Here is a 24,082-nt window from a genome sequence, read left to right on the forward strand (position 1 = left end):
TTCGGCCTCGGCGGCATCGGCCTCAACGTCATCCAGGGATTGCGGCTTGCCGGCGCCGACATGATCATCGGCGTCGATGTGAACAGCGACAGACGAGAATGGGGCGAGAAATTCGGCATGACGCATTTCGTCAATCCGAAGGAGATCGACGGCGACATCGTGGCCCATCTCGTCAACATGACCAAGCGCGGCGCCGACCAGATCGGCGGCGCCGACTACACCTTCGACTGCACCGGCAACACCAAAGTCATGCGGCAGGCGCTTGAAGCGTCGCATCGCGGCTGGGGCAAGTCGGTCATCATCGGCGTTGCCGGCGCCGGCCAGGAGATCTCGACGCGGCCGTTCCAGCTGGTCACCGGCCGCACCTGGATGGGCACCGCCTTCGGCGGCGCGCGCGGCCGCACCGACGTGCCGAAGATCGTCGACTGGTACATGGCCGGCAAGATCGAGATCGATCCGATGATCACCCACACGCTGAAGCTCGAGGACATCAACAAGGGCTTCGACCTGATGCATGAAGGCAAGTCGATCAGGAGCGTGGTGGTTTACTGAGGAGGAGAAAGCCGCCGGCTAACCAGCCAACGGCCGACAATGCAGATGTTCAACACGGGAGGAGACAAAAATGCCGGAAAAACTGCATCCTAAAATCGACAATGGATTGCCCCGGGAAAAGCCCGACTTTGCCGGCGGCACGCTGGTCTGCGCCTGCACCAGTAACCCGGTCAAGGTGAAGGTCAAGGGCCAGATCGCCCACAATCATGCCTGCGGCTGCACCAAATGCTGGAAGCCGGAAGGCGCGCTGTTCTCGGTCGTGGCGGTTGCCGGTACAAACGACGTGACGGTGACCGAAAACGGCGACAAGCTGAAGGTGGTCGATCCGGGCGCGCTGATCCTGCGCCATGCCTGCACCGGCTGCGGCGTCCACATGCACGGCCCGGTCGAGCGCGACCACGCTTTCAAGGGGCTGTCCTTCATCCATCCGGAACGCTTCCAGGAGGATGGCTGGGCGCCGCCGGGCTTCACCGCCTTTGTCTCGTCGATCATCGAGTCCGGTGTCGATCCGAGCCGCATGGACGGCATAAGGTCACAGCTGAAGTCGATCGGGCTCGAACCTTATGATTGCCTCAATCCTGGCCTGATGGACTATATCGCCACCTGGACGGCCAAGAGATCCGGCGCGTTGCCGGCCTAGTAGCCGCTCGACTATCATCGATCGAGCCGGGCGACGCCGCCCGGCTCTTTCACATTTGGAACAACGATGCCCGCACCTGCTATTCTCGTCGACGCCGATGCTTGCCCGGTGAAGGCCGAGGTCGAAAAAGTCGCCGAGCGGCACGGCATTGTCGTCACCTTCGTCTCCAATGGCGGCTTGCGTCCGTCGCGCGATCCGATGATCCGCAATGTCGTCGTCCCCAAGGGCGCCGATGCCGCCGACGACTGGATCGTCGAAAATGCCCGGCCCAACGACATTGTGGTGACCGCCGATATCCCGCTTGCCGCGCGCGCGGTGGCGCTTGGCGCCCACGTACTTGGTCCGACCGGACGCCCGTTTACGCCCGAAACGATCGGCATGGCGGTGGCGATGCGCGATCTCAAGCAGCACCTGCGCGAAACCGGCGAGAGCAAGGGCCACAATTCGAGCTTCGCGCCGCAGGATCGCTCGCGGTTCCTAGGCGAGCTTGACCGCGTCCTACGGCGAGCGCTGAAATCCGCGTCAGCGGACTGAAGGCCATGGCGACTGGTACCCCGACTAAGATGCCCATGCGACGCCACACGCTGTTTGCGGTGTCGGCCTGCATCGGCGTGGCAGCCTTTGGCGCAGCGCTGATCTGGCGTGCGCCGCTTGCCTATTCGATCGGCGCCAATGTGTTCTTTGCCGCCTATCTCGTTCTTGTCGTCGCCCACATGCCACGGCTTACCGGCAGCTATCTGCGCAAGAATGCCGGCGACACGGACCTGCCGGTACTGGCGATCTTCGCGGTCACTCTGGTTGTGGTCGCAATTGCCATCATTTCGTTGTTTCAATTGATCAACAGGGAGAAGAGCGCGGATCCCGTCGAGCTTACGGTCGCGCTATTGTCTATCCCGCTTGGCTGGTTGACCATCCATGCCATGGCGGCACTTCACTACGCACATCTCTATTGGTTGGACGGCGATGCGATGGATGGCGACACCAAAAAGAGGATTCCAGTCGGCGGCCTCGACTTCCCCGGCGGCAAGCGGCCGGAGGGCTCGGATTTCCTCTATTTTTCGACAGTGATCGGCATGACGGCGCAAACCGCCGACACCAACATCACGACCTCGCAAATGCGCCGTGTCGTGCTTGTGCATTCGATCCTGTCGTTCTTCTTCAACACCGTCATCGTGGCAGCCGCGGTCAACCTCGCCGTCAGCCTCGGCGGTCCGTAATAAATCCGTGATCGGGTGAAACATCGCTTAGGCTGGCGACGTATTGGGAGGAGAAGAGATCTGACAGGCCGCGGCGAACGCGCGGCTGGAGGGAACAACAGATGGAATCGCTTGCCAGAAACCAAGCCGCCGGAGCAGATACCGCCGCGCCGAGCGATGCGACGCTGATCTATCGCCAGTCACGATGGACGCGGCTGACCCATTGGCTGTGGGCGATCGCGCTGTTCTTCATGCTGCTTTCCGGCCTGCAGATTTTCAACGCCCGCCCGCAGCTCTACATCGGCAAGGAGTCGGGCTTTGGCTACAACAACACCATCTTCGCCATTGGCGCCGAGAATACCGCGGCTGGCCCGCGCGGCTATACCGAAATCTTCGGCAAGCGCTTCGATACTACCGGCGTGCTCGGCTGGTCGGGTCCGGCCGGCCAGGAGACTTCCCGGGCTTTCCCGTCCTGGGCGACGATCCCTTCCTATTACGATCTCGGCACCGCGCGCGTCGTTCATTTCTTCTTTGCCTGGGTGCTGACCACCACGCTGCTGGTCTGGCTGGTCGCCAGCCTGATCAACGGCCATTTGCGCCGCGATCTTGCCCCGCGCCTCGATGACATCAGGCGGCTGCCGCAAGACATTGTCGACCACGCCAGGTTCAGGTTTCACCACAGGCGCGAATACAACACCTTGCAGAAGATGGCTTATGGCGGCGTGCTGTTCGTGCTGCTGCCGCTGATGATCATCACCGGCCTTGCCATGTCGCCGAGCATGGATTCGGTGCTGCCGTTCCTGAACGATCTGCTCGGCGGCCGACAGACGGCGCGCACCATTCATTTCACGGTGATGCTGCTGCTCGTCGCCTTCTTCATTATCCACATCCTGATGATCCTGGCCGCCGGTCCGATCAACGAGCTGCGCTCAATCATCACCGGCTGGTATCGAACCGACCCGCCGGCGCATGCCGACAATGCGCCAGAGAGGAGTGCCTGACATGGCGAAATTTGAGATCAGCCCCAAGCCACAGATAAGCCGAAGAAAGTTCCTGACCTCGGCCAGCCTCGGCCTTTCTGGCATCATGCTGTCGGGCTGCGACGCCTTCGACAGCCAGCTTGGCGTCGGCGACAGCCTGCGCAGCTTCCTCGAAAGCGCCAATGGCCTGACCTGGCGGGCGCAGCGACTGCTTGCCGGCGCTGATGCGCTGGCGCCGGAATTCACCGAGGCCGACATTCGCCAGCCGCAGCGGCCGAACGGCGTCACCGCACCCGACGACGATTTCTACAAGGGCCTGCTCGCCAGCGATTTCGCCGACTGGCGGCTGGAGGTTTCCGGCCTTGTCGAAAAGCCGCTGTCGCTGACCCGCGAGCAGCTGATGAACATGCCGAGCCGCACCCAGATCACCCGCCACGACTGCGTCGAAGGCTGGAGCTGCATTGCCAAATGGACCGGCACGCCGCTGTCGCTGGTGCTCGACGAGGCCGTGGTCAAGCCGCAGGCGCGCTATGTCATGTTCCACTGCCTCGATACGATCGACCGCAGCCTTGCCGGCGATATCAAATATTACGGCTCGATCGACCTGATCGATGCCCGTCATCCGCAGACGATCCTTGCCTATGGCCTCAACGGCAAGCCGCTGCCGGTCGAGAACGGCGCGCCGCTGCGCGTCCGCGTCGAGCGCCAGCTCGGCTACAAGATGCCGAAATACCTCTACAAGATCGAGCTGGTCGACGGCTTCGCCAATATCGGCGGCGGCAGAGGCGGCTATTGGGAGGACAATGGCTACGACTGGTACGGCGGCATCTGACTGAAACTGATCTCAGTTTCACCTAAACTAACTGTCATCGTCGCTGTCGTCGCCGTCGCTCCGCAGGGCCGGATTCAGGTCGGGATTATCGTCCGGGGTGACGAGCTTCCCAAGCCCGTGCGGTCCTTGGTAGTTGCCGTGGGTATCGAAGTTGGGATTGCCCTGATTGTCGAATTGCGGCGTCGGATCAATCGATTGGTCGTAACGGCGCGGGCGCGGCTTCGGATAGTAATTATCGGAATGATGGCGATGCGAATTGCTGTTGTCGAGAATGGCGCCTACCACGCCGCCGACGATAATGGCTGCGGCGAGGTCGCCAGCAGAGGGGTTACGGTTGGGGCCGGCGACTGCGAATTCGGCCGAGCAACCATTGTCGACCCAGATGCCGCCGCCGTCATAGCCCCAGCTTCTACCGTATACGCAACGCGCCTTCGATAGACGGGAGGTCAACTGCACGCCACGTCGCGTATCGACCCCGCAATAGGAATAACGGTAATCGGCGCTGGAGCAGACCACGCGTTTTGCCCCCGCAGCCTGCGCTGCCGCCGGCAGCAACGAAAGCTTCGCCGGGTTGCCCAGGATGCAACCCAGGAACATCATCGAACCGGTAACCGCCATCCGTGCCGACATTGCAACTCTCCATCAGGGTCCGCTATCGACAGAATGGCACCTCTGTGTAAGTCTGACAACCGGACGGGCTCAGTGAGGTTATATTAATGCGCGCTAAGATTATCGCCACTATTATACTTGCCCTTTCTGCATGGTTGGCTTTGTCGCTGCTGCCAGCCCGGGCGGACGACAGCCTCAAGCGCATCATCGATCAGAAGACACTGACAGTCGGCGTCGCGCTCAACCCGCCATGGATCCTCAAGAAGCCCGACGGGAAGTTCGCCGGCTATGATGTCGACCTGACCAGTGGGCTGGCGTCCGATCTCGGCGTCGACCTGAAGCTGATCGAGGTGCCATGGAACGACCTCAAGACGCGATTGCTCAAGGGTGAGTTCGACATGATCGCGGCGGGCTACGCCAGCACGCCGGAACGCGCACGCGAGGTGGTGTTCTCCGACCAGACCGGTACCGCCGATATCCGCATGGTGGCGACGATCGCCAGCCTTGGGAAAAGGCCGGGCAAGGCACTGGCGGCGCCGGGCTACAAGATCGCCGTGCTCTCCAACTCGACGGACGAAGCCGCCGCGAGGGAAGCATTCCCGAAAGCGGCCATCGTGTCATTCGACAATGCGGCCGATGTTTTCGCCGCCGTCATCAGCGGGCAAGCACAGGCGATGGTGGCGACATCGCCGACGCCGCAAATGGCCGCCAGGCTTTATGACGCCAAGCTCAAGCTGGTGGGCGGCCCGCTGTTGCGGACGCCGGAAGCGTTTGCCATGCGGCCGGACGATGTCCGCCTCATCCAATACGTCAACAACTGGATCGGCGCGCGCACCGCCGACGGCACCATAGGCGGCGTTCGCCGCTACTGGTTCGGCAGCTTCAAATGGATGTCGCGCTTCGAGACAGCCAAGCCCGAGCCCGCAAAACAATAGGGTCGCGACCTGTTTGCGACGATGCAGCGAAGACTTGCCAGTAAAAATGTCGCTGGCAGGTGACAAGGTGTCGTCCACGGGCTATGGATGACGAGTCGAGGGCTCCTGACCGAGTCCTACCTGTTTGCGGGAGAGAGCAGCGAGAGCTGCCGCCGAAGGGGAAATCGCCCGAAATCTCTCAGGCAAAAGAACCGTAGACGGGAAAGACACTCTGGAAAGTCGGGGCTTGCCCCCGCGCCGAAGGTGTAAGCGCTGCCGACAGAGTTACGGGGCGCGAGTCTCTCAGGCTTCAGACAGAGGGGCACGGACTGGTCGCCATTCGCGGCCGCTTGCGTGCGACTCTGGAGATGACATGACGGGCGACGACACCAAACACCTTCCCCTCGAAGATCTGCATGTGGCAGCCGGTGCGCGCTTTGGCGCCTTCGCCGGCTGGTCGATGCCGCTGACCTATCCGGCCGGTGTGATGAAAGAGCATCTGCACAGCCGCGAGCATGCCGGCCTGTTCGACATCTCGCACATGAAGCTGTTCGAAATCAGCGGTCCGGGGGCAGCAGCGCTTCTGAACCGCGCCTGCCCGTTCGATGCCGGCGCGCTTGAGGTTTTCCAGTCCAAATACACGTTCTTCCTCAACGAGGCCGCCGGCATTCTGGACGATCTGATCGTCACCAGGCTCGGCGCCGAGCGCTTCATGATGGTCGCCAATGCCGGCAATGCCGCCGCCGACGAAAAGCATCTGCGCGCACTGGCCAAAAATTTCGAAGCAGAGGGCGATTTCAACGTGAAGGTGGACGCACTCGACCGCGTCTTCCTTGCCATCCAGGGCCCCGAAGCGTGGGCTGCCCTTTCCCGCGCCGGCATCGAGACCGGTTCGCTGGTGTTCATGCACGGCATCGAGCCGCGCGAAAACTGGTTCATGAGCCGGTCTGGCTATACTGGCGAAGACGGCTTCGAGATCGGCCTGCCGGAAGCGGATGCAAGAAACCTCGTCGCCAGGCTGCTCGAGGACGAGCGGGTGATGTGGGTCGGCCTTGCTGCCCGCGACAGCCTGCGGCTCGAAGCCGGGCTGTGCCTGCACGGGCTGGACATCACGCCGGAGATCGATCCGGCCAGCGCCGGGCTGATGTGGGCGATCCCCAACGAGGTTCGCGCCTCTGGCGCCTTCATCGGCGCCGATGCGCTGCGCGCCATCGTGGAGCGCGGCCCGGCGCAAAAACGCGTCGGCCTGAAGCCGGAAGGCCGCCAGCCGGTGCGCGCCGGTGCTGCCCTTTTCGATGCCGACGGCAACCCTGCCGGCCACGTCACCTCCGGCGGCTTCGGCCCCTCGGCCGGTCATCCGATCGCCATGGGCTACGTCCAGACACCGCTTGCCAAATCCGGCGCAAAACTGTTCGCCGATGTCCGCGGGACGAAAATCCCGGTCGACATCCACCCCTTGCCCTTCACGCCCCATCGCTACCGCAAAGGATGATTTCAATGGCAAAGACCTATTTCACCGAAGATCACGAATGGCTGCGCGTCGAGGGCGGCGTCGCCACCGTCGGCATCACCGACTACGCGCAGCAGCAGCTCGGCGACCTCGTCTTTGTCGAGCTGCCGGAATTGGGCAGAAAGCTAGCCAAGGGCGACACCGCCGTGGTGGTCGAATCGGTCAAGGCCGCATCGGATGTCTACGCGCCGGTCGACGGCGAGATCACCGAGGCCAATACCGCGCTGTCGGCCGATCCTTCGCTCGTCAATTCGGCGGCAACCGGCGACGGCTGGCTGTGGAAGATGAAGCTGGCCAATGAGAGCCAGCTCGATGGCCTCCTCGATGAAGCCGCTTACAAAGCCCATATTGGTTGATAGCAGGACCAGGAAGATGACCGCAGCACCCTACCCCTTCTCGGCTCGCCATATCGGCCCGGGCCTCCATGACGTCAGAGCCATGCTGGCGACGATCGGCGTCCCTTCGGTCGAGACCCTGATCAGTCAGGCAGTGCCGAAGTCGATCCGGCTCGACCGGCCGCTGGCCCTGCCCGCCGCCGCAAGCGAAGCGGAAGCGCTGGCCGAGCTCGCGGCGACGATGGCAAAGAACACGGTGCTGAAGAGCTTCATCGGCACCGGTTATCATGGCGTCCATGTGCCGCCGGTAATCCAGCGCAACCTTTTCGAGAACCCGGCCTGGTATACCGCCTACACGCCTTACCAGGCCGAGATCAGCCAGGGCCGGCTGGAAATGCTGTTCAACTTCCAGACGCTGGTGACAGAATTGACCGGCCTGCCGGTGGCATCGGCCTCGCTGCTCGACGAGGCGACGGCGGTGGCGGAGGCGGTCGGCATTGCGCTGCGCCATCATCGCGACAAGCGCACCAAGGTGGCACTGGCCGGCACGCCGCACCCGCAGACGCTGGACGTCGTGCGCACCCGCGCCGAGCCCCTCGGCATCGAGGTGGACGGCGAGGTGATCGACGACAACACCGCCGCCCTGCTGGTCTCCTGGCCCGATACATTCGGCGTCTACGGCAATCACAAGGCAGCGATCGACAAGGCCCGTGCCGCCGGCGCGCTGGTCGTCTTCATCGCCGACCCGCTTGGCTTGACGCTGACCGATGCGCCGGCCAGGCTTGGCGCCGACATCGCCGTCGGCCCGATGCAGCGTTTTGGCGTGCCGATGGGCTTTGGCGGGCCGCACGCCGCCTATTGCGCCGTCTCCGACAGGCTGACGCGGCTGATGCCCGGCCGGCTCGTTGGCCAGTCGACGGATAGCAAGGGCCGTCCCGGTTATCGCCTGGCTTTGCAGACACGCGAGCAGCATATCCGCCGCGACAAGGCGACCTCCAACATCTGCACCGCACAGGCGCTGCTCGCCAACATGGCGACGGCCTACGCGATCTGGCATGGCCCTGCCGGGCTGCAGGCGATTGCCGGCCGCGTCCACACGCTGGCCAACCGCCTGGCTGCCGGCCTCAAGGCAGCGGGCGTTTCGGTGGTCGGCGAAAGCCGGTTCGACACGGTGGCTGTGGAAGTGAAGGGCAGAGCCGGCGCGATTGCCGCCGCCGCAGAAAAGACGGGCCTCCTGTTGCGCGTCATCGACGCCGACCATGTCGGCATCAGCTTCGACGAGACCTCCACCGAAGCCGATCTGGAGGCGATCGCAGCACTTTTCGGCGCCAAGGCCGGCGTTGCCGCCGGCAGTTCCATGCCAGGAAAACCGCGCGGCAAGGAGTTCCTCACCCAGCCCGTGTTCCGCGAAAATCACTCGGAAACCGACATGATGCGCTTCCTGCGCCGGCTGGCCGACAAGGACCTGGCGCTTGACCGCGCCATGATCCCGCTCGGCTCCTGCACCATGAAGCTCAACGCCGCCGCCGAAATGATGCCAGTGAGCTGGCCTGATGTCGCCAACCTGCATCCCTTCGCGCCGGCAAACCATTCGATAGGCTATCGCGCCATGATCGACGAGCTGGAAGGCTGGTTGGCGGAGATCACCGGCTTCGACGCGGTGACCCTGCAGCCCAATGCCGGCAGCCAGGGCGAATATGCCGGGCTGCTCGCCATTCGCCGCTATCATCTGTCACGTGGCGAAGGCCATCGCACCGTCTGCCTGATCCCCTCCTCGGCGCATGGCACCAATCCGGCAAGTGCGGCCATGGCCGGCATGAGCGTCGTCGTCGTGCGCTGCACCGAGGACGGCAATATCGACATGGACGACCTGCAGGCCAAGGCGGCCGAGCATGCGCATAATCTCGCGGCGCTGATGTTCACCTATCCCTCGACGCATGGCGTCTTCGAGGAAGGCGCGCGCGACCTCTGCGCCCTCGTCCACAGCCATGGCGGCCAGGTCTATTTCGACGGCGCCAACCTCAACGCGCTAGTCGGCCTCGCCCGTCCCGGCGATATCGGCGCCGATGTCTGCCACATGAACCTGCACAAGACCTTCTGCATCCCGCATGGCGGCGGCGGCCCCGGCGTCGGCCCGATCGGCGTCAAGGCGCATCTGAAGCCGCATCTGCCCGGCCACGTCACCGAAGGCTCGGTCCATGCCGTGGCGGCGGCACCGTTCGGCAGCGCCTCGATCCTGCCGATCACCTGGATGTATATTCGCATGATGGGCGCTTCCGGCCTGAAGCAGGCAACCGAGACGGCGATCATCTCCGCCAACTATGTGGCGACGCGGCTTGGCGAGCATTTCCCCCTGCTTTACAAGGGGCGCAACGGACGCGTCGCGCATGAATGCATCCTCGACACCCGCGTGCTCAAGGACAGCGCCGGCATCAGCGTCGACGATATCGCCAAGCGGCTGATCGACTATGGCTTCCACGCGCCGACCATGTCGTTCCCGGTCGCTGGCACGCTGATGGTGGAGCCGACCGAATCCGAGCCCAAGCGCGAGTTGGATCGTTTCTGCGAGGCCATGATCGCCATAGCCGGCGAGGCAGCCAAGGTGGCGAAGGGCGAATGGCCGTTGGCCGACAATCCTCTGGTCAACGCTCCGCACACCGCCGCCGAGGCATTGGCCGGCCAATGGACCCATCCCTATTCGCGTCTGGAGGCGGCCTACCCCGCCGGCGATGCCGATACGGCAGCAAAGTACTGGCCGCCGGTGTCACGCATCGACAATGTCGCCGGCGACCGCAACCTGGTCTGCTCCTGCCCGCCGCTGTCGGAATATCTGGGTGCGGCGGAATAGATCATGATTCCGAAAGTGGAATCCGGTTTTCCGACAAGATCATAGGTCTAACAAGAAGCTAGAAACCCCAATCAGGCAGAACGCAAGGCCGGCCCGTCGGCCTTGCTCGCCCGGTCCCGAACGACGACGCGATTTCGCCCGGCGCGCTTTGCCGCATAGAGTGCTGCGTCGGCTTCGGCCAGCACATCGTCGAGACCGGTGCCGTTTGTTCCGCCAAAGCCGATGCCGCCGCTGACTGTGCTTCGCAACGGACCAAGTTGTGTGGCCACGACTTCCGTGCCGAAGGCGACGCTGATCTTGCTCGCAATGTCATAAGCCTTCTCTTCCGTCATCCGCGACATGACGAGCACGAACTCCTCGCCGCCCAACCGGAACGCGTCGACGCCGGTCCTGGCGTATTTCCTGATGACGGCGGCAAAGCGGCGCAGAACCTGGTCGCCGACCGGATGACCGAAAACGTCGTTCGTCCTCTTGAAATGGTCGAGGTCGAACATGGCGACGGACATGAACGGACCGAAGACCCGCTCGCCATAGAGTGCCGTCAACGCCCGCCGGTTCATCAGCCCGGTCAATGGATCGGTCATCGTCTCGGCCTTCAATTCGATCTGCGCCTGCAAATGGTGCAGGGAGAGCGTCAATGCGCCGAGCCCGGTCATGCAGGCGACGGCTACGACGGAATTCACCCGCTCGGCCCAATTGTCGGGCGCAACACCCAGCACCCATTGCCCCTTGACCAGCAGGACCGCGCCGCAAAGTCCGAACGACAGCGCACAGACGCCGCTCAGGAACGAGACGACCAGCAATATCCGTCGATCGTGACCACCCTCAATCCAGAACATCGCCCCGATGAGCGAGAGCAGCGCCGTTACCGTCGCGTAGGTGACGATGAAGCCGACACCATCAAACCCGAGATACGTCGCGCCCGCGCAAACAGCCATCGCAACCAAGGTCGGCAAGATGGCGCGCCTGTAATCGCCTATGCCGAGATATTGCATGGCCGACAGGCAGATAATCAGGAAACCGAGGCTGAGAGGCGCAAGCACGATCTGGCAAAGCCAGAGGCTTGGATCCCTCGTGTAATGCCAGAACAACACCACATGTGCGACGAGCACGAGAATGCCACACGCCACCGTCAGCACAAAGCGTGCCTGTGGCGCGCTGAACCAGATCGCAAACATGGTGATGCTGAGGCACGTGCCCGACAGCGCCGCCGCGAGCAGGAGCGAACTGTAATCCAACATGCTTAAGCGACAGCCTCTTGAGCGTTCCGCTGCATTCTAGGTCAGCGACAGTCCGCAAATACCGCTTTTTAGCCAATCTTCCGGCGTAACCTTCGGACAGGGTTTACAAAACGTCGATGCTCCAAGCTTCGACCCCATTTCCGCCGCTTGGCTGTCGAATGGTTTTGCAGTAAGAGGCTCTATCCTCGAACGTAACAGGAACCTCCGTCGCCTGCCCGCGAAAAGCGTGGCAGTATCGGGTGGTGATTCGCAGCATCGGAATCCAGGACCGGCATGGACGACAACAACGATCTTTTCGCCAAATTGGACAAGCAGCCTCAGCCTGCTCGCGCCGCCGCGCGCCCGGCCGATCCGCTGGTGCAGGCGGCGAAGCGGCCGGCGCCCCGCGACGCCAGCGAGAGTTACAGTGCCGCCGACATCGAGGTGCTGGAGGGGCTGGAGCCGGTGCGCCGCCGCCCGGGCATGTACATTGGCGGCACCGACGACAAGGCGATGCACCATCTGTTTGCCGAGGTCATCGACAATTCGATGGACGAGGCGGTCGCCGGCCATGCGACCTTCATCGATGTCGAGCTTTCCGCCGACGGATACCTGTCAGTCACCGACAACGGCCGCGGCATTCCGGTCGATCCGCACCCGAAATTCAAGAAGCCGGCGCTCGAACTCATCATGACGACGCTGCATTCAGGCGGCAAGTTCGACAGTAAGGTTTACGAGACGTCCGGCGGCCTGCACGGTGTCGGCGTTTCCGTCGTCAACGCGCTGTCCGACCATCTCGAGGTCGAGGTCGCGATTGGGCGCAAGCTCTATCGCCAGCGCTTCTCACGAGGCGTTCCGGTGACCGGCCTTGAGCAGCTCGGCGAGGTGCACAACCGGCGCGGCACGAAGATTCGCTTCCATCCAGACGAGCAGATTTTCGGCAAGGGCGCGGCGTTCGAGCCGGCGCGGCTCTACCGCATGGCGCGGTCAAAGGCTTATCTGTTCGGCGGTGTCGAAATCCGCTGGACCTGCGATCCCTCGCTGATCAGGGAAAAGGACACGACGCCGGCCAAGGCCGAATTCCATTTTCCGGGCGGCCTCAAGGATTATCTGAAAGCCTCGCTCGGCGACGAATTCCAGGTCACCCGTGAAATGTTCGCCGGCAAGAGCGAGAAGCAGGGCGGTCACGGTTCGCTCGAATGGGCCGTGACCTGGTTCGGCGGCGACGGTTTTATCAATTCCTATTGCAATACCATCCCGACCGCGGAGGGCGGCACGCATGAGGCCGGCTTCCGCAACGTCCTGACGCGCGGCTTGCGCGCCTACGCCGATCTGGTCGGCAACAAGCGCGCCTCGATCGTCACTTCCGAGGATGTGATGATCTCGGCGGCGGGCATGCTGTCGGTGTTCATCCGCGAACCGGAATTCGTCGGCCAGACCAAGGACAGGCTGGCGACGATCGAGGCGATCCGCATCGTCGAAAGCGCCATCCGCGACCCGTTCGACCACTGGCTGGCGGACAATCCGCAGGAGGCCTCGAAACTGCTCGAATGGGTGATCGCGCGCGCCGACGAACGGGTGCGCCGCCGCCAGGAAAAGGAAGTGTCGCGCAAGAGCGCAGTGCGCAAACTGCGCCTGCCCGGCAAGCTCGCCGACTGCACGCAGAATGCCGCCGCCGGCGCCGAGCTCTTTATCGTCGAGGGCGATTCGGCCGGCGGTTCGGCAAAGCAGGCGCGCGACCGCGCCAGCCAGGCGGTGCTGCCGCTGCGCGGCAAGATCCTCAACGTCGCCAGTGCCGGCAGCGACAAGCTTGCCGGCAACCAGCAGATATCCGACCTGATCCAGGCCTTGGGCTGCGGCACGCGCTCGAAATACCGCGACGAGGACCTGCGTTACGACCGGGTCATCATCATGACCGATGCCGATGTCGACGGCGCCCATATCGCCTCGCTGCTGATCACCTTTTTCTACCAGGAGATGCCAAACCTGGTCCGCGGCGGCCATCTCTACCTGGCGGTCCCGCCGCTTTATTCGATCCGCCAAGGCGGCAAGGTCGGCTATGCCCGCAACGACGCGCATAAGGACGAACTCCTGCGCACCGAATTCACCGGGCGCGGCAAGGTCGAGATCGGCCGCTTCAAGGGGCTGGGCGAAATGATGGCCGCCCAGCTCAAGGAAACCACCATGGACCCGAGAAAGCGCACGCTGCTCAGGGTCGATGTGATCGACGCCGAGGCGGCGACCAAGGATGCTGTCGACGCACTGATGGGCACCAAGCCCGAGGCCCGTTTCCGCTTCATCCAGGAACGCGCGGAATTCGCCGAGACGGAAGTGCTGGATATCTGAGCGTCTTCTGCCAGGTGAGCCACAGACGGCGGTTGTTGCTACCCGGATATTTTCGCGAAGGACGAGGCCTGGAACGGTTCAGCGTTCACGGAAACGCCGAACCGCTCTTTCCTTTGTTCTAAAGTAATTCCGGACGGAAAACCGCTTCACAGTTTTCCTGGAATTGCTTTAGGCAGCCGCGATCGCCAGCGCGTGCCCGCGCGCGTTCTCGCGCAACGCGTCGAGATGGATCGACTTGATCAGCCCGGCGAGATCGCCCGCGGCGGACTGCCCGCCCAATTCCTTCAGCATCAGCCAGCTGACTTCCTGCACGCCGGCGAGGCGTTTGCCATTGGCGACCTCGCGCCAGACCTTCAGCGCGCGCAGGATGATGGCGTGGGTGGCGGCGGCAAGCCCGGCACTGCGGAACAGTGCCTGCAGCGCCACGTCATGGCCGCCGGCCAGCAGTGCTCTCACCCGTTGTTCGGATTGCTGGCTGAGCGCGACCAGGGCCGAACCAAAGAAGTCGACCTTGCCGTGCGCGATGGTGCGGATGACGAAGCTTGCGGTCAGGTCACCGCGCAGACGCAGATGTTCGACAAGCGCTGTATGTTCCTCGGCACGCGTGCCTTTGATCAATGTCACGGAAGCCTTGACGCAGGCATCGCGCGTGACGCGCTCGGCTCTTGCGGCGCCCATCAGCCCCAGCACCAGCGGCGAGCCCTTGAGCGTCTCGCCCACTTTGACCAGCAGCAAATGCCGACAATCGGCGGGCAGGCGCGCGTCGGCAATCAGCGCCTCGCGCACCAGAGGCAGATGGCCGTGCCGCTCGGCCATGCGCCGAAAGCTGATCGATGCGATGTCGGCGCCGCTGTTGGCGAGCAACGTGGTGCAGGCCTCCGGCTCGCCGATCTCGGCGATCGCCGCCGCAACCGACATCGACACCCGCGGCCGGTCGGCGATCACCTTCTGCGTCGCTTTCTGGCCGCCGGCAACCCGATCGATCAGGTCGGCATCAGTAAGCAGTGGCGACCGCGCCAGCACCAGGGCTGCGACTTCCGGCTGGTCCGAGGCCAGCGCGCTGACGATCTGCGGCGGCGCATGATGGCTCATGGAAAGCGCGTCGGCGATCGCCAGTCGCACCTTCGAGGATGCGTCATCGAGCAGCAATGTCAGCGCCGCCTCAGCAGCGCAGCGGTCCTCGAAAGGCAGGTCCGAATCGACATAGGCGCGAGCAAGTGCGCTTGCCGCTGCAACGCGCTCCGACACCTTCGCCGTGTGGATCCATTTCAGGAAATGCGAAACGACCATGTCGCCTGCTTACGCCCTTTGCCAGAACGCTTCTGGCCCCTGTCGCGACCGTAGGCACAAATGGTTTACGAACGGTTCACCATGTTCGTTAACTGGCTTGCGAGCCCGGTATGCAACGCCTATCACCCTTTAAGCAGCAGAGGAGATCGACCATGGCCGGGCTTTATCTTGAGGAGTTCGCTGTCGGCCATGTGTTCAAGCACACGCTGCGCAAGACCGTGACCGAAAGCGACAATATGCTGTTTTCGGTGATGACGCTGAACCCGCAGCCGCTGCACATCGATTTCGACTTCGCGGCGAAGAGCGAATGGGGCAAGCCGCTGGTCAATTCGCTGTTCACGCTTGGCCTGATGATCGGCATCTCGGTCAACGACATCACCGTCGGCACCACCATCGCCAATCTCGGCATGAAGGAGACAGTGTTTCCGCACCCCGTCTTCCACGGCGACACCATTCGCGTCGAGACCACGGTGGTTTCGGTGCGCGACTCCAGGTCCAAACCGGACCGCGGTATCGTCGAGTTCGAGCATCGCGCCTATAACCAGAACGACATGCTGGTTGCCAAATGCACGAGGCAAGCCATGATGATGAAAAAGGCGTAGCCGATGCGTTCTTTGCTCTTCGTCCCCGGCGATTCGGAAAAGAAGCTGGAAAAGGGCTTTGGCGTGGGTGCCGACGTGGTCATCGTCGATCTCGAGGATTCGATTGCCCCGCAGAACAAGGGGCTGGCGCGCGACACAGCGGCGCGTTTCATCGCCGGGCACAGGCACCAAACCAGCTCCGCGATCTATGTGCGCGTCAACGATCTTTCGACCGGACTGACCGACGACGATCTGGCAGCGCTCGTGCCGGCAAAACCAGACGGCATCATGCTGCCTAAGTCGAACAGCGGACTGGATGTCCAGCATCTCTCGGCCAAGCTCAGGGTGCACGAAGCTGAAAGCGGCCTGCCGGATGGAGCTATAAAGATCCTGCCGATCATCACAGAAACGGCCGCAGGCGTCTTGGCCGCAGCGACCTACGCCCGTGCAAGCGCGCGGCTTGTCGGCGTCACCTGGGGGGCGGAAGATTTGTCGGCGGCGATCGGCGCGCGCGCGACGCGCGACGCGAATGGCCGCTACACGGATGTGTTCCGCCTCGCCCGCACCATGACCATGCTTGCCGCAAGTGCCGCGGAAGTCGCGGCAATCGACACCGTCTTTCCGGACTTTCGCGACATGGCGGGCTGCGAGGCCGAATGCGCCGAGGCCGAGCGCGACGGTTTCACCGGGAAGATGGCGATCCATCCGGCGCAGGTGCCGGTCATCAACGCCGCCTTCACGCCTTCGGCGCAAGCGGTGAAAAGCGCCCTGGCGATCGTCGAGGCATTTAAGGCGGCGGGAAACCCCGGCGTCGTCGGAATCGACGGCAAGATGTACGACCGGCCGCACCTAAAACTGGCCGAGCGGCTCCTGGCGCGGGCCAGGGTAGCTGGGCTTGGCGCTTAGGTCTGTTCCGCGCCGAAATTATCCCACCCACGGCCCCGAATAATCGGCATAGAGCTTTGCGGGATCGGGCCGTGGCCGCTCCGGTGCCGGCCCTTGGTAGGAGCCGATATGGACGAAGCCTACGACCCGCTCATGCGGCGCCAAGCCGAGGATCGCCCTGCCCTCGGGCACGTCGGAATACCAGTTGCTGATCATGTTGGTGCCGTAGCCCAGCGCATTGGCGGCGAGCATCAGGTTCATCGCGGCCATGCCGCCGGACAGGAACATCTCCCATTGCGGGATCTTTGGATTTTCCCTGGGGATCGAGATCACGCCGATAACCAGCGGCGCCCGCGAAAAGCGCGCCAATTCCTGGTTGCGACGGCCTTCCGGCAGCGGTCCTTCGCGCTGCTCGGCAAGTGCCGCCAGCTTCTTGCCGATCTCGACGCGAGCTTCGCCGCGATAGAGGACGAAACGCCAGGGCTCCAGCCGGCCGTGGTCCGGCACCCGCGAGGCGGCGGCGATCATCGTCGCGATCTCCGTATCGCCCGGTGCCGGCTCTTTCAGATCTGGGATCGGCGCGGAATTTCGGGTCAGCAGAAAATCGATGATCGGCGACGCCATGGGCGCAAGTCTCCTGGAATTTGAGCTGAAGCGCACCATCGGGACATCGGGCGGCTTGGGCATTGGCGCAGCGCGCCGGACAAAGAGCCCTGTAGCAGAAGCCGACCGGACTCTTAAGCCTTGAAATTGCCACCGCCTTGGGCTTCAACGCAAGGCATGTTTGAGGGGACATTGCGTCTTTTCCTGATATGGCTCGCTGCCGCACTGTTGATGGTGCCGGTTTCGCTCGCCGTCGCCCAGGATGTGGACGGCCTCGGCGAACTGAAACTTCCCGGAATTTCGGGCTATGCGCCTCCGAAAAGCGAGACATCGCTGGCGTTGGGGAGCAGCGGGGCAATCACGCTGTCGGCGCAATTGACAGACAAGGGCGCCGACATCACGCGCGGCATCGTCTGGCGCGTCTTCAAGCCCGAATCGGCCAGCGACGGCAAGTTGCCGATGGTCGCCTCCGCGCATGGCGGTACCGCCGTATTCCAGCTCGAGCCGGGTTCTTATCTGGTCCACGCCTCCTACGGGCGGGCCGGCGCCACCAAGCGAATCACCGTCGGCAAGGAAGCCAAGCGCGAGAGCCTCGTGCTCGATGCAGGCGGCCTCAAGCTTGATGCCGTGCTGTCCGGCGGGGTACGCATACCGCCGAAGAAGCTGCGCTTCTCGATTTATGAGAGCCACGCCGCGGCCGACGGCGATCGCGCCCTGATCATACCCGATGTCGAGCCGAACAGCGTCGTGCGGCTCAATGCCGGCACCTACCACGTTGTGTCGACCTATGGCGCTGTGAATGCGGTCATCCGCTCCGACATCCGCGTCGAGGCCGGCAAGCTCACCGAAGCGACGGTCGAGCACCGTGCCGCCGAGATGACGATGAAGCTGGTGCGCGAACCGGGCGGCGAGGCGATCGCCGACACCTCCTGGTCGCTGCTGAACGAATCCGGCGATCCGATCAAGGAAACCGTCGGTGCCTTTGCCTCGATGGTGCTGGCCGAGGGCGACTACACCATCATCGCCAAGAACCGCGACCGCATCTACCAGAAGGATTTTACGGTGGTGGCGGGGCACAACCAGGACATCGAGGTTCTGGCCACAGAGGCTTCGGCTATCGATTCCGAGGAAGGCGCCGACTAAGCCGCGCCCCTCTAAGCTGCCTTGCGCATGCGTCGCGCCAGCAACTGCGCGTGGCCACGCCATACGACCAGAGCCGGATCGACGACAAGCCGCTCGAGCAATTCGTCTCATTCAGCACCTGACCGAAGCGCACGTCGATCGATTTGCCGGATAGGCGCGCGGTGCAACAGTCATATGAAAATGGCGGTGGATCGCTCCACCGCCATTCATTGCAGGTCGGCTGGTTCAGGCCGCGCGGCGCTTGCGGTCGGGTGTCACCGCCTCGTCGGCAAGCAGCTTCACGGCAGCTGCGAGACCAAGCGATTCCTGGTCGCGCGAACCGAGACGGCGGATATTGACCGTTTCTTCCTCGGCCTCGCGCTTGCCACAGACGAGGATGACCGGGACCTTGGCCAGCGAATGCTCCCGGACCTTGTAGTTGATCTTCTCGTTGCGCAGGTCGGCTTCGGCAATCAGCCCGGCCGCCTTCAGCTGCGCGACGACCTTTCGCGCGTAATCGTCGGCATCGGAAGTGATCGTCGCCACCACCACCTGCAGCGGTGCGAACCAGAGCGGGAAATGGCCGGAATAATTCTCGATCAGGATGCCTAGAAACCGCTCCATCGAGCCGCAGATGGCACGATGCACCATCACTGGCTGCTTCTTTTCCGAATCGGAGCCGATGTAGAAGGCGCCAAAACGCTCCGGCAGGTTGAAGTCGACCTGTGTGGTGCCGCATTGCCAGTCGCGGCCGATGGCGTCCTTGAGCACATATTCGAACTTCGGCCCGTAGAACGTGCCCTCACCCGGATTGACGCCCGTCTTGATCCGGTTGCCCGACCGCGCCGCGATCTTGTCGAGCACGTCCTGCAGCACGCCCTCAGCATGATCCCACATCGCGTCGGTGCCGACCCGTTTTTCGGGGCGGGTCGCCAGCTTGACGGTGATTTCGTCGAAGCCGAAATCGGCATAGGTCGAGAGGATCAGATCGTTGATCTTGATGCACTCGTCGGCGAGCTGTTCCTCGGTGCAGAAGATGTGGGCATCGTCCTGGGTAAAGCCGCGCACGCGCATCAGCCCGTGCAGCGCGCCGGACGGCTCATAGCGATGCACATTGCCGAATTCCGCAAGTTTTACTGGCAGATCGCGGTAGGACTTCAGCCCGTGCTTGAAGATTTGGACGTGGCCGGGGCAGTTCATCGGCTTCAGCGCAAACACCCGGTCGTCGTCGGTGTCGTCGCCAGCAACCGTCACCTTGAACATGTTGTCCCGGTACCAGCCCCAGTGGCCTGATGTCTCCCACAGGCTCTTGTCGAGCACCTGCGGCGCGTTGACTTCCTGATAGCCCTGCTCGTCGAGGCGGCGACGCATGTAATTGACCAGGTTCTGGAACATCCTCCAGCCCTTGGCGTGCCAGAACACGACGCCCGGCCCCTCCTCCTGGAAGTGGAACAGGTCCATCTCACGGCCGAGTTTCCTGTGGTCGCGCTTCTCGGCCTCCTCGAGTATCGTCTGGTAGGCTTCGAGCTGCGCCTGGTCGGCCCAGGCCGTGCCGTAGATGCGCGTCAGCATCGGGTTATTCGAATCGCCGCGCCAATAGGCGCCGGCGACCTTCATCAGCTTGAAGGCGCTGCCGATCTGGCCGGTCGAGGCCATATGCGGGCCGCGGCAAAGGTCGAACCAGTCGCCCTGCGCATAGATCTTGAGATCCTGATCCTCGGGAATGGCGTCGATCAGCTCCAGTTTGTAGCGCTCGCCCTTGTCGGCAAAGATCCTTTTCGCCTTTTCACGCGACCATACCTCTTTGGTGAACGGCTTGTTGCGCGCAATGATCTCGCGCATTTTCTTCTCGATCACCGGGAAATCGTCGGGCGTGAACGGCTCGTTGCGGGCAAAATCGTAGTAGAATCCGTTTTCGATCACCGGCCCGATAGTCACCTGCGTACCCGGCCAAAGTTCCTGCACGGCCTCGGCCAGCACATGGGCTGCATCGTGACGGATGAGCTCCAGCGCGCGCGGGTCCTCGCGAGTGATGATCTCGACCTTGCCCGGCTTGCCGATCGGGTCGGAAAGATCGCGCAGCGTGCCGTCGATGCTGTAGGCAACGGCCTTCTTGGCCAGCGACTTCGAGATCGATTCCGCCAGGCCGGCGCCGGTCATCGCCGCGTCGTAGTCGCGGACGGAGCCATCGGGAAATGTCAGGGAAACGGAATTCAGCATTAAATTCTCCTATCCAGTCCCGCAAACGAGCGCGGGTGGTAAAATGCACGTCGCCCAAAACTGCGTAGCGATTTTGGGGTTGCGACTTACATCAAGTAAGAGCCGGATGCGTCCGGCGGCGAGCGGTCTTTTATGGGCAGTTTTCGGCGCCGTAAAGCCGGATTTAGGTCACCCGAGGAGATTCGGCAGCTCTTTCAGGAACATCGCCCGCGTCTTGAGCCCCTTCGGCGTGTCGGAACGTTCCGTATCGATTACCAGGCGGGCAAAGACGATCTTGCGAGCATCCTTCTGCGCCCAGCCAACAAACCAGCCAAGCGAGCGCTTGTCGGCATCGTCGCCAAGCCTGGTCGTCCCGGTCTTGCCCTGCACCGTCCAGCCGCCCGCCGGGAAGGTCGGGACAATCGCATTGGTCATCGCATGGGCCTTGTCCGAGACCGGCAGATTCCGCGCCAGCAGCTTGCGCAGGAAATCGACCTGCTCGACCGGCGATATCTCGAGCGAAGAATTCACCCAGGAATGGGTGAGGCCGTCATTCTTGCCGGAATTGCCGGAGACGTCGGTGTTGCCATAGTCCAATCTGGACACATAGCCGGCAAACTGTTTGCTGCCGAGCCGGCGCGTGATCTCGCGTGAGAACCAAAGGACCGAATCCCTTTCCCAGATCGTCGGGTCGACGGTCTTGCGGTCCCGTTTCGGCGCGTTGAACTCCGCTTTGTACTCCCAATTCGGTGTATGCTCGTCGCCCAGGATTCCGGCGTCATAGCCGATCAGCGCCAGCGGAATCTTGAATGTCGAGGCGGGGCTGACGCGCTGATCGCAAACCCCTTGCCGGTACAGCGTCTCGCCGCTCGCGGCGTCGACGATCAGCGTGCATTCGACGTCCCCGAGAGGCGCCGATTGCGCACGGATCGGAAAGCCCAACAGCCACGCCAGGACATAGAGAACCACGGCGAAAACGAAGGGAAGACGATCTATCCGGCGCATTTGGCAATCTCTCCTGAAGGGTATCAGGAGCGGCTTAGCGAGGCGTCTTGTCTCGATTTTGTCTTAAATGCGCTACGTCCGCGCAAGCTGCGGTTAACCCTACCAGATCGTAAAAGCGGTCCGGTTGTTCACCGAACAGTTGCGGTCAACTGTCCAGGTCGCCACGTTTTTTCCCGATCCGCCAGTACCGCCATGGCGTGAACCAACGGTAACGATCAGCCAGGATTTCCGGTACGCGGTCGATGCCATGCGTTCCGAATGGTCCGCAGCGCAGCACCCGGAAAAACCCCATCCAGCCGCCGGCCCACAGCCCGTGGCGGGCGATCGCTTCATGTGCGTATTCGGAACAGGTCGGCAGATGCCGGCAGGAATTGCCGACGAAGCCTGACAGCGTCAGCTGGTAGAAGCGGACGAGCGACGTGCCGAGGAGGCGGCCCGGCGTCTTGCGCCACGGGCCAGGCCAGTTGCGTCCTTGTCGAATCGGCCTGGCACCGTGCACATGCCGATGTTGGCCAACCACCGTAGTCTCCACATCACGTTTTCCAACACGATAGATGTGCGCATCGGGCCAGGAACGCAATGGCGTTCCGGCAACCCCGTCATGGCCTGGCACGGCGAGCCGGGCAGCGGTCGGGCGTCGGCTTCCGGCATACGGCGACGCTGGTCGGCGGTCTCTCCTCGCACCAATCCCTATGCGGTTTCTCGTCATGCCATTGAAACGTCGCGATCCGCACGACATCGACCAGAACGTTGAGAAACTGGATCATGGCAGCACTCCTTGAGCGCCGATTAGAGCGCCGCTGGCCTTGCCCTTCAAACGAGTATAACGTCCACGTCAGATAACTCTGAGTTATGCGAATGAAGCGCGGACACCTCCCCCTGACGGCGCTTAGAAGCTTCGAAGCAGCCGGTCGTCACCTCAGCTTCAGCCGTGCGGCCGAGGAGCTTTATGTCTCGCAGGCGGCGATCAGCCGCCAGATCCGCGAGCTCGAAACCTTCCTGCGCCAACCTTTGTTCTTCCGCCATCATCGCCGCGTCGAGTTGACCGACACCGGCCGGCGGCTGCTCGACCAGTTGGTCAGAAGTTTCGAGGGCATCGACAGGCTGCTTTCGGAATTGACGGCGGCCCAGACGCAGTCCGTGGTCCGTGTCAGCGTCGAACCATCGCTTGCATCCGAATGGCTGGTGCCGCGGCTCAACCGCTTTCGCGAGTTGCGACCCGATATCGACGTTTCCCTTGAGGTCGACCCGAGGTTGATAGAGTTTCGCAGCGATCAGCCCGAACTTGCCCTGCGCTTCAGTGCGCACGCCACCTCATGGCCACGCAGCGAAGCCGAACAGCTTGCCGCGGTCATCGATTCACCAGTCCTGTCGCCGGCGCTTCTTGCATCCGGCCCAGCTCTGGAAAAACCCATCGACCTTGGTCGCTACACATTGCTGCACGAAGAAAACCGTCAGGCTTGGGCGCGCTGGTTCGAAGCGGCCGGCGTGGCGGCTGAGGCCGTGCCTGCGCGCGGCCCGATGCTGGCGGATGCTTCGCTTTCGAAGCAGGCAGCCTTGCTTGGACATGGTGTCGCGCTGGGCGATCTTCTGCAGATCGGCGAAGAACTTGCGTCCGGCGCGCTGATCAAGCCTTTCGACATCGACGTCGCGTCCGGCGCCTATTGGCTGGTGGCCAGAAGGCTGAATGACCTTTCAGAGCAGGCCAGGGCTTTTGCCGATTGGGTCCGGGCGGAATTCGCCGAAAGCCGGCGTTTCCTTGCCAAGGCTTAAGCCGCCTCTTCCGCCCGCTTCTTCTCGATCTGGCCGATGGCGTCGACCACTGCGTCGAACGTCAGCATGGTCGAGGCGTGGCGCGCCTTATAGTCGCGCACCGGTTCCAAGTATTTCAGGTCGGCGAAGCGGCCTTCGGGCGGCGGGCCATTTTCCTTCAGCATCTTCAGCATCGTCTCGCGCACGCTGCGCAATTCTTCGGCGCTGGCGCCGACGACATGCTGCGCCATGATCGAAGAGGACGCCTGGCCAAGCGCACAGGCCTTCACGTCATGCGCGAAATCGGTGACGACGCCATGATCCATTTTCAGATCGACGGTCACCGTCGAGCCGCACAGCTTGGAATGTGCTCGTGCGGTTGCGTCGGGGCGGTCGAGCCGGCCGATCCGTGCGATGTTTCCAGCAAAACCCAGAATTTTCGCATTGTAGACATCGTCGATCATATTTTTCCAATCCGTCGCCGCCCAGCGAACAGTCATTGCCGCTCTGGCGTCTTCCTTTCGCTCGGCACGAACATATATAATGGCGGTAGTCGGGTATCGACAAGGCGACCACAAACCTCGTCGTGCCCAATTCTGTTCACGCCACTTACGGGCTGGAAACCGGGCGAGTTTCTGACACCCGAAAGGTCGTGGTCCGTTC

24 protein-coding genes and 1 riboswitch are annotated in these 24,082 nt (G+C 62.9%); of the genes, 15 read left to right on the forward strand and 9 right to left on the reverse strand.

The window, feature by feature from the left end:
- The 6 genes from NKH83_RS12595 to NKH83_RS12620 form a co-directional block, all read left to right on the forward strand.
- Nucleotides 1-552 (forward strand): zinc-binding dehydrogenase (locus tag NKH83_RS12595; RefSeq protein WP_352804782.1); only part of this gene is annotated, 552 nt, incomplete at its 5' end.
- 70 nt (nucleotides 553-622) lie between these two features.
- Nucleotides 623-1,192: an S-(hydroxymethyl)glutathione synthase gene (gfa, locus tag NKH83_RS12600; RefSeq protein ID WP_352804785.1), complete on the forward strand. Its 570-nt coding sequence runs from the start codon at nucleotides 623-625 to the stop codon at nucleotides 1,190-1,192.
- Nucleotides 1,193-1,258: 66 nt separating this feature from the next.
- Entirely contained in the window at nucleotides 1,259-1,726 is a 468-nt protein-coding gene (locus NKH83_RS12605; RefSeq protein ID WP_352804788.1) for a YaiI/YqxD family protein, read from the forward strand.
- Nucleotides 1,727-1,731: 5 nt separating this feature from the next.
- Nucleotides 1,732-2,409, forward strand: a complete 678-nt coding sequence (locus tag NKH83_RS12610) for a DUF1345 domain-containing protein (protein ID WP_352804791.1) — start codon at nucleotides 1,732-1,734, stop codon at nucleotides 2,407-2,409.
- Between the two features lie 101 nt (nucleotides 2,410-2,510).
- A complete protein-coding gene (locus tag NKH83_RS12615) occupies nucleotides 2,511-3,389 on the forward strand; it encodes a cytochrome b/b6 domain-containing protein (protein ID WP_352804794.1) in 879 nt (292 codons plus the stop codon).
- Nucleotide 3,390: 1 nt separating this feature from the next.
- Entirely contained in the window at nucleotides 3,391-4,200 is an 810-nt protein-coding gene (locus tag NKH83_RS12620; RefSeq protein WP_352804796.1) for a molybdopterin-binding protein, read from the forward strand.
- Between the two features lie 27 nt (nucleotides 4,201-4,227).
- On the opposite strand, the gene NKH83_RS12625 is transcribed toward NKH83_RS12620, so the two are convergent.
- Complete coding sequence (locus tag NKH83_RS12625) at nucleotides 4,228-4,818, reverse strand: DUF3011 domain-containing protein (protein ID WP_352508738.1); 591 nt, start codon at nucleotides 4,816-4,818, stop codon at nucleotides 4,228-4,230.
- Nucleotides 4,819-4,916: 98 nt separating this feature from the next.
- Here NKH83_RS12625 and NKH83_RS12630 point away from each other — a divergent pair, with 98 nt between their 5' ends.
- The 4 genes from NKH83_RS12630 (at nucleotide 4,917) to gcvP (ending at nucleotide 10,416) form a co-directional block, all read left to right on the forward strand.
- Nucleotides 4,917-5,744, forward strand: coding sequence for a transporter substrate-binding domain-containing protein (locus NKH83_RS12630; RefSeq protein ID WP_352804799.1), 828 nt, complete (start codon nucleotides 4,917-4,919; stop codon nucleotides 5,742-5,744).
- Between the two features lie 117 nt (nucleotides 5,745-5,861).
- A riboswitch (glycine riboswitch) is annotated at nucleotides 5,862-5,948 on the forward strand.
- A 148-nt stretch (nucleotides 5,949-6,096) separates the two neighbouring features.
- Complete coding sequence (gcvT, locus tag NKH83_RS12635; RefSeq protein WP_352804802.1) at nucleotides 6,097-7,215, forward strand: glycine cleavage system aminomethyltransferase GcvT; 1,119 nt, start codon at nucleotides 6,097-6,099, stop codon at nucleotides 7,213-7,215.
- Nucleotides 7,216-7,220: 5 nt separating this feature from the next.
- Nucleotides 7,221-7,589 (forward strand): glycine cleavage system protein GcvH, encoded by a 369-nt coding sequence (gene gcvH / locus NKH83_RS12640; protein ID WP_352508741.1) that lies wholly within the window; start codon nucleotides 7,221-7,223, stop codon nucleotides 7,587-7,589.
- 16 nt (nucleotides 7,590-7,605) lie between these two features.
- Nucleotides 7,606-10,416: an aminomethyl-transferring glycine dehydrogenase gene (gene gcvP, locus NKH83_RS12645; RefSeq protein WP_352804805.1), complete on the forward strand. Its 2,811-nt coding sequence runs from the start codon at nucleotides 7,606-7,608 to the stop codon at nucleotides 10,414-10,416.
- Nucleotides 10,417-10,487: 71 nt separating this feature from the next.
- On the opposite strand, the gene NKH83_RS12650 is transcribed toward gcvP, so the two are convergent.
- The gene (locus NKH83_RS12650) at nucleotides 10,488-11,657 is read right to left on the reverse strand and encodes a GGDEF domain-containing protein (RefSeq protein WP_352804808.1); all 1,170 of its coding nucleotides are present in this window, start codon (nucleotides 11,655-11,657) and stop codon (nucleotides 10,488-10,490) included.
- A 273-nt stretch (nucleotides 11,658-11,930) separates the two neighbouring features.
- Here NKH83_RS12650 and parE point away from each other — a divergent pair, with 273 nt between their 5' ends.
- The gene (parE, locus tag NKH83_RS12655; protein ID WP_352479748.1) at nucleotides 11,931-13,982 is read left to right on the forward strand and encodes a DNA topoisomerase IV subunit B; all 2,052 of its coding nucleotides are present in this window, start codon (nucleotides 11,931-11,933) and stop codon (nucleotides 13,980-13,982) included.
- Nucleotides 13,983-14,150: 168 nt separating this feature from the next.
- On the opposite strand, the gene NKH83_RS12660 is transcribed toward parE, so the two are convergent.
- Nucleotides 14,151-15,272, reverse strand: coding sequence for a DUF2336 domain-containing protein (locus NKH83_RS12660; protein ID WP_352804811.1), 1,122 nt, complete (start codon nucleotides 15,270-15,272; stop codon nucleotides 14,151-14,153).
- A gap of 152 nt (nucleotides 15,273-15,424) precedes the next feature.
- On the opposite strand from NKH83_RS12660, the gene NKH83_RS12665 reads away from it, so the two are divergent.
- Both NKH83_RS12665 and NKH83_RS12670 read left to right on the forward strand, forming a co-directional pair.
- Entirely contained in the window at nucleotides 15,425-15,874 is a 450-nt protein-coding gene (locus NKH83_RS12665; protein ID WP_352508746.1) for a MaoC family dehydratase, read from the forward strand.
- A 3-nt stretch (nucleotides 15,875-15,877) separates the two neighbouring features.
- Complete coding sequence (locus tag NKH83_RS12670; protein WP_352804813.1) at nucleotides 15,878-16,759, forward strand: HpcH/HpaI aldolase/citrate lyase family protein; 882 nt, start codon at nucleotides 15,878-15,880, stop codon at nucleotides 16,757-16,759.
- A gap of 18 nt (nucleotides 16,760-16,777) precedes the next feature.
- Here the strand turns inward: NKH83_RS12670 and NKH83_RS12675 are convergent, their stop codons facing one another.
- Nucleotides 16,778-17,362, reverse strand: a complete 585-nt coding sequence (locus tag NKH83_RS12675) for a nitroreductase family protein (RefSeq protein ID WP_254818370.1) — start codon at nucleotides 17,360-17,362, stop codon at nucleotides 16,778-16,780.
- A gap of 156 nt (nucleotides 17,363-17,518) precedes the next feature.
- Between NKH83_RS12675 and NKH83_RS12680 the strand changes: the two genes are divergently transcribed.
- Complete coding sequence (locus NKH83_RS12680; RefSeq protein WP_352466968.1) at nucleotides 17,519-18,484, forward strand: RgsD C-terminal domain-containing protein; 966 nt, start codon at nucleotides 17,519-17,521, stop codon at nucleotides 18,482-18,484.
- 225 nt (nucleotides 18,485-18,709) lie between these two features.
- On the opposite strand, the gene thrS is transcribed toward NKH83_RS12680, so the two are convergent.
- From thrS to NKH83_RS12700, 4 genes are all read right to left on the reverse strand, one after another.
- Nucleotides 18,710-20,683, reverse strand: a complete 1,974-nt coding sequence (thrS, locus tag NKH83_RS12685) for a threonine--tRNA ligase (RefSeq protein ID WP_352804817.1) — start codon at nucleotides 20,681-20,683, stop codon at nucleotides 18,710-18,712.
- A 168-nt stretch (nucleotides 20,684-20,851) separates the two neighbouring features.
- Nucleotides 20,852-21,667, reverse strand: a complete 816-nt coding sequence (blaOXA, locus tag NKH83_RS12690) for a class D beta-lactamase (protein ID WP_352804820.1) — start codon at nucleotides 21,665-21,667, stop codon at nucleotides 20,852-20,854.
- A gap of 145 nt (nucleotides 21,668-21,812) precedes the next feature.
- Nucleotides 21,813-22,187, reverse strand: a complete 375-nt coding sequence (gene yidD / locus NKH83_RS12695) for a membrane protein insertion efficiency factor YidD (protein WP_352805275.1) — start codon at nucleotides 22,185-22,187, stop codon at nucleotides 21,813-21,815.
- 79 nt (nucleotides 22,188-22,266) lie between these two features.
- A complete protein-coding gene (locus NKH83_RS12700; RefSeq protein ID WP_352479755.1) occupies nucleotides 22,267-22,434 on the reverse strand; it encodes a hypothetical protein in 168 nt (55 codons plus the stop codon).
- A gap of 91 nt (nucleotides 22,435-22,525) precedes the next feature.
- Between NKH83_RS12700 and NKH83_RS12705 the strand changes: the two genes are divergently transcribed.
- Nucleotides 22,526-23,440: a LysR substrate-binding domain-containing protein gene (locus NKH83_RS12705; protein WP_352479756.1), complete on the forward strand. Its 915-nt coding sequence runs from the start codon at nucleotides 22,526-22,528 to the stop codon at nucleotides 23,438-23,440.
- Here the strand turns inward: NKH83_RS12705 and NKH83_RS12710 are convergent.
- Nucleotides 23,437-23,883: an iron-sulfur cluster assembly scaffold protein gene (locus NKH83_RS12710; RefSeq protein ID WP_352479757.1), complete on the reverse strand. Its 447-nt coding sequence runs from the start codon at nucleotides 23,881-23,883 to the stop codon at nucleotides 23,437-23,439. The genes NKH83_RS12705 and NKH83_RS12710 overlap by 4 nt on opposite strands.
- Nucleotides 23,884-24,082: the final 199 nt, after the last annotated feature.

Origin of the sequence: Mesorhizobium sp. M0909 (genome assembly GCF_040319515.1) — a bacterium.
Classification (GTDB): domain Bacteria; phylum Pseudomonadota; class Alphaproteobacteria; order Rhizobiales; family Rhizobiaceae; genus Mesorhizobium.